The 4855-nt window shown below is 54.9% G+C and carries 4 protein-coding genes; all 4 read left to right on the top strand.

Annotated elements, in window-relative coordinates:
• Positions 1-205: 205 nt before the first annotated feature.
• Positions 206-865, top strand: coding sequence for an NADPH-dependent FMN reductase (locus tag ACESMB_RS14690; protein ID WP_372971951.1), 660 nt, complete (start codon positions 206-208; stop codon positions 863-865).
• A gap of 485 nt (positions 866-1350) precedes the next feature.
• Entirely contained in the window at positions 1351-3528 is a 2178-nt protein-coding gene (locus ACESMB_RS14685) for an OsmC domain/YcaO domain-containing protein (protein ID WP_372971950.1), read from the top strand.
• 25 nt (positions 3529-3553) lie between these two features.
• Positions 3554-3883: a hypothetical protein gene (locus ACESMB_RS14680; RefSeq protein WP_372925429.1), complete on the top strand. Its 330-nt coding sequence runs from the start codon at positions 3554-3556 to the stop codon at positions 3881-3883.
• Between the two features lie 43 nt (positions 3884-3926).
• The gene (yghU, locus tag ACESMB_RS14675; RefSeq protein WP_372971949.1) at positions 3927-4805 is read left to right on the top strand and encodes a glutathione-dependent disulfide-bond oxidoreductase; all 879 of its coding nucleotides are present in this window, start codon (positions 3927-3929) and stop codon (positions 4803-4805) included.
• Positions 4806-4855: the final 50 nt, after the last annotated feature.

Raw genomic sequence — 4855 nt, 5'->3', positions numbered from 1 at the left:
GCCGCTTTTTTGGGTGCGCCTTCGTCGTAGAGTTCGGCCATTGGAGCCTCCAAGTGGCTGTTTAATGCATAACCTCAGTTTATGCGCATGGCCATACGCATTCAAGAATTTAACCAATGGTTGTTGTCAGACGAACCTACGCTGGCGCTCTGGTGCGCCGAAAAGCCAAAGCGTTATGTGGCATTGCTATTAAAAGGAGTTCCAGATGAAATTCTTGGTTTTCTTGGGCACCGTACGCGATAGTACTCCTCCGAAGCCGGCCCGCCTGGGTGTTCGGGTTACAGAAGCGGTTCTCGAATGCCTGAACAGTCGATATGCCGAATGTGAGGTAGAGTTGGTTGATGCTTTGGATTATCCAACAGAACCCGTCTTTAAGCCGCACTTCGCGTATCCACGGAGCAAGGCGCCTTCGGAGCTCAACCAATTGGCAGAGAAGATAGAAAGTGCCGATGGATTTGTTATGGTCAGCCCCGAATATAACCATTCGATGAGTCCCGCGCTTGCTAACCTGCTGAACCACTTTGGCAGTTCCTTGTTCTCCTACAAGCCAAGTGCAATTGTTACTTATTCAGCAGGGCAATGGGGCGGGATGCGTGCGGCGGTCGCAATGCGCACGTTTCTTTCAGAGCTGGGCTGCCTGCCAGTTTCCGCGATGATACATGTGCCCAAGGCACAAGAGATCTTTACGGCCGATGGTTCTGTGCAGGCCCGGGAGGATCAGGACTCCTGGTTCGATTATTTTGGGCGAACATTCAACCAATTGATTTGGTGGGCTCAGGCTGCGAAGGAATATCGGGCGCAGGTTGATCCGCATAAGCTGGTAAGGGATTTTAAGACGGATCCATCCGAACGCAACGCGCCTTAGTGCGATCAGCATAACAATCGGCTGCACAGCGCCAATTTGCTGGCGCTTTGGGCCTCCAAGCCCGCGCGTCACTCGCCTGACCCATTCCGATTCAACTAGGCAGGTATTCAACCATCGGCTTTTGGGGGCTGCGCCTGCGCTGAAGCGTTGGCCCGCCAGGGGGTTCCGTTGCAGGTTGCATAGTTTCCGCAGTCAGGGAGACAGCCCCGGCAGGGTAAGCGGGATGGTGTCGCTGGGGTAGTGGGGGATGTAGGCTTTGACATGAGGTTCCTGCTGTATTGGATGCTGGCCTTGAGCTTACGTTAGCAGCAGCCGATTGGATGTCAGTGCTGCAAGGGCTTTTCGGCAGTCCGACAGCTATAGACTTGAATTGGTTCGCACGCAAGACATTTAACCAGAGGCCAAGACGAAGGCCCCTAAAAACTGGATAATGGCCGCCATCCAAGGCTACGGCTCGCCAAATTCTCCAATCCGGATTCTTCGTAATGGAAATCAACGTCAATTTTCTCGACAACCTCAGGCTTGAAGCCAAGTTTGATGATTTCACTGTCGTGACCGACCAGCCTATCCGCTACAAGGGCGACGGGTCGGCACCCAGCCCCTTCGACTATTTTCTGGCGTCCTCGGCGCTGTGCGCGGCCTATTTTGTTCGTGTTTACTGCCTCGCAAGAGACATCCCCACCGAGAACATCCGCCTGTCCCAGAACAACATCGTGGATCCTGAAAACCGCTACAACCAGATTTTCAAGATCCAGGTAGAGCTGCCGGAAGACATCTCTGACAAGGACCGGCAGGGCATTCTTCGCTCCATTGACCGCTGTACGGTTAAAAAAGTGGTGCAAACCGGCCCCACGTTCGAGATTGAACCGGTGGAAAACCTGGGAGCGGACGCTCAGGCGTTGCTGATGACAAAACCGGAGGGCGGCGAGAGCACCTATATCGAGGGTAAGGACCTTCCCCTGGAGCAGACCATCGCCAATATGACCCGGATCCTCGAAAATCTGGGCATGAAAATCGAGATCGCCTCCTGGCGCAATATTGTGCCCCATGTGTGGTCCCTGCACATCCGCGATGCCGCCTCGCCCATGTGTTTCACCAACGGCAAGGGCGCCACCAAGGAGAGCGCACTGTGTTCCGCTCTGGGCGAGTTCATCGAGCGCCTGAACTGCAACTTCTTCTACAACGATCAGTTTTTCGGGGAGGAGATTGCCAACAGCAAGTTTATTCACTACCCGAGTGAAAGGTGGTTCAAGCCAGGCCCCGATGACGAGCTGCCCGAAGGCATTCTGGACGACCATTGCCTGGCCGTCTACAACCCGGAAGGCGAGCTTTACGGCTCCAACCTGATCGATACCAACTCCGGTAAAACCGAGCGCGGGATCGTTTCCCTGCCATTTGTGCGGCAGTCGGATGGCAAAGTGGTCTATTTCCCCTCGAATCTGATCGAGAACCTGTATCTCAGCAACGGCATGAGCGCGGGGAATACGCTGCATGAAGCCCAGGTACAGTGCCTGTCGGAGATCTTCGAGCGGGCGGTGAAGAAGCAGATTATTGAACAAGAGATAGCCCTTCCGGATGTGCCCCGGGAGGCATTGGAGAAATACCCGGACATCCTCGAGGGTGTGGAAGCGCTGGAATTACAGGGTTTCCCGACGCTGGTGAAGGACGCGTCCCTGGGTGGCCAGTTCCCGGTGATGTGCGTCACCCTGATGAACCCGCGAACCGGCGGCGTGTTTGCTTCCTTCGGCGCACACCCCAGCCTGGAAGTGGCGCTGGAGCGTAGTCTCACGGAATTGCTGCAGGGTCGAAGTTTTGAGGGCCTGAACGATGTGCCACCGCCCACCTTCAACAGTCTTGCGGTCACCGAACCCAACAACTTTGTGGAACACTTCATTGATTCCACGGGTGTGGTTTCCTGGCGTTTCTTCAGCGCGAAATCGGATTATGATTTCTGCGAATGGGATTTCTCTGGCAGCAACCAGGAAGAGGCGGCCTGCCTGTTCAGCATCCTCAGGGATATGGGCAACGAGGTTTACGTAGCCGTCTATGAAGAACTGGGCGCGCCGGTATGCCGTATTCTTGTGCCCGGGTATTCCGAGGTTTACCCCGCCGACGATCTGATCTGGGATAACACCAACAAGGCCCTGGATTACCGGGAAGATATCCTGAACCTTCACTCCCTGAGTGATGATCAGCTTGCTGATCTTGTGGAGCGTCTGGAAGAGAGCCAGATAGACGACTATACGGACATCATTACCCTGATCGGTATTGAGTTCGATGAAAACACGATCTGGGGACAACTGACCATTCTTGAGCTCAAGCTTTTGATCTACCTGGCTCTGCAGCAGCATGAGGAAGCGCTCGATAGGGTTGAGGCGTTCCTGCAGTTCAACGACAACACCGTGGAACGCAACCTGTTCTACCGGGCGGTGAACGCAGTGCTGGAGATTACCCTTGATGATGAGCTGGAGCTCGATGACTATCTGGTGAATCTCCAGCGTATGTTTGGTGAGGAAACCATGGCAGCCGTGGTAGGCTCGGTCGACGGCAGTGTTCGCTTCCATGGCCTGACGCCCACCAATATGCAACTGGATGGGCTTGAGAAGCACCTGCGGCTGATCGAAAGCTACAAGAAACTGCATGCGGCCCGTGCGGCCAGGTAGAACGCATTCTGCGGAGTCAGTCTTTATGAAGAAAACGGTTTTGGTGTCAACGCTCCTGGCTGTATTCAGCCTTAACGGCTGGGCCCAGGAAGTCGATTATGACAAGCGCAACATGCATATATTCTGCGCAAGTCACCTGGCTCTCCTTGGTGACTCGCTCACCGAACAGGGTGATGACTACAAAGCGCTGGTGTTCCTGTCAGATAAGCATGGCGATGAAGCACGAAAAATGGGGGCGACCGACGAACACTTCTCCGATGTTGCCAGCTATCTGAAAACCGTCCGTAATAGCAACAAAGGAAAGTGGGACAGGCTGACTTCCCGTAGCCGGGACGTCTGTTTTCCCGGTTCCTGAACAGGTTGAAATTCGCAGATACCTTGAGAGCGAGGATGATTGAATGACCGACGACACCTACACGCCTCCGAAAGTCTGGAAATGGGACGCCGAAAGTGGCGGAGCCTTCTCGAAAATCAACCGGCCGATTGCCGGCCCCACTTATGACCAAGAGCTACCGGTGGGCAAGCATCCGTTCCAGGTCTATTCACTGGCAACCCCCAACGGTGTGAAAGCCACCATCATGTTTGAGGAGTTGCTGGAGAGAGGCATCAAAGAGGCGGAATACGATGCCTGGCTGATCCGCATTACCGAGGGTGAGCAGTTTGGCAGTGGCTTTGTCAAAGCGAACCCGAATTCCAAGATTCCGGCCATGATGGATCACAATCATGAGCCCGCCGTGCGGGTATTCGAGTCTGGATCCATCCTGCTTTATCTGGCGGAGAAGTTCGGTGAATTCCTGCCTACGGATATTGTGACCCGTACTGAAACCCTGAACTGGCTGTTCTGGCAGATGGGCAGCGCGCCTTTCCTGGGCGGCGGGTTTGGTCATTTCTACGCCTACGCGCCGGAAAAATACGAGTACCCGATCAACCGCTACACCATGGAGGTGAAGCGTCAGCTTGATGTGCTGGATCGCCAACTGGCAGATAACCGCTATATTGCAGGGGATGAGTACACCATCGCCGATATGGCCATCTGGCCCTGGTACGGCGCGCTGGTCAAGAACAAGCTGTACGAAGCAGGGGAATTCCTTGAGGTCCACACATACCGGAACGTTGTGCGCTGGGCTGATGAGATAGCGCAGCGCCCGGCGGTCAAACGGGGGCTGATGGTCAACCGCACCTGGGGTGATGAAAGCAAGCAGTTGCACGAGCGCCACGATGCCAGTGATTTTGAACGGCGAACCCAGGACAAGCTGGAGCCTTCCGGAGAGAAATAATGGCAGCGCCTGTCAGCTGGTGGAAAGTGGTTCTCGCTTTTGTGATCGCG

This window comes from Marinobacter sp., from assembly GCF_041686475.1.
Lineage (GTDB): Bacteria > Pseudomonadota > Gammaproteobacteria > Pseudomonadales > Oleiphilaceae > Marinobacter.
This window is presented reverse-complemented; position numbering and strand designations above follow the sequence as displayed.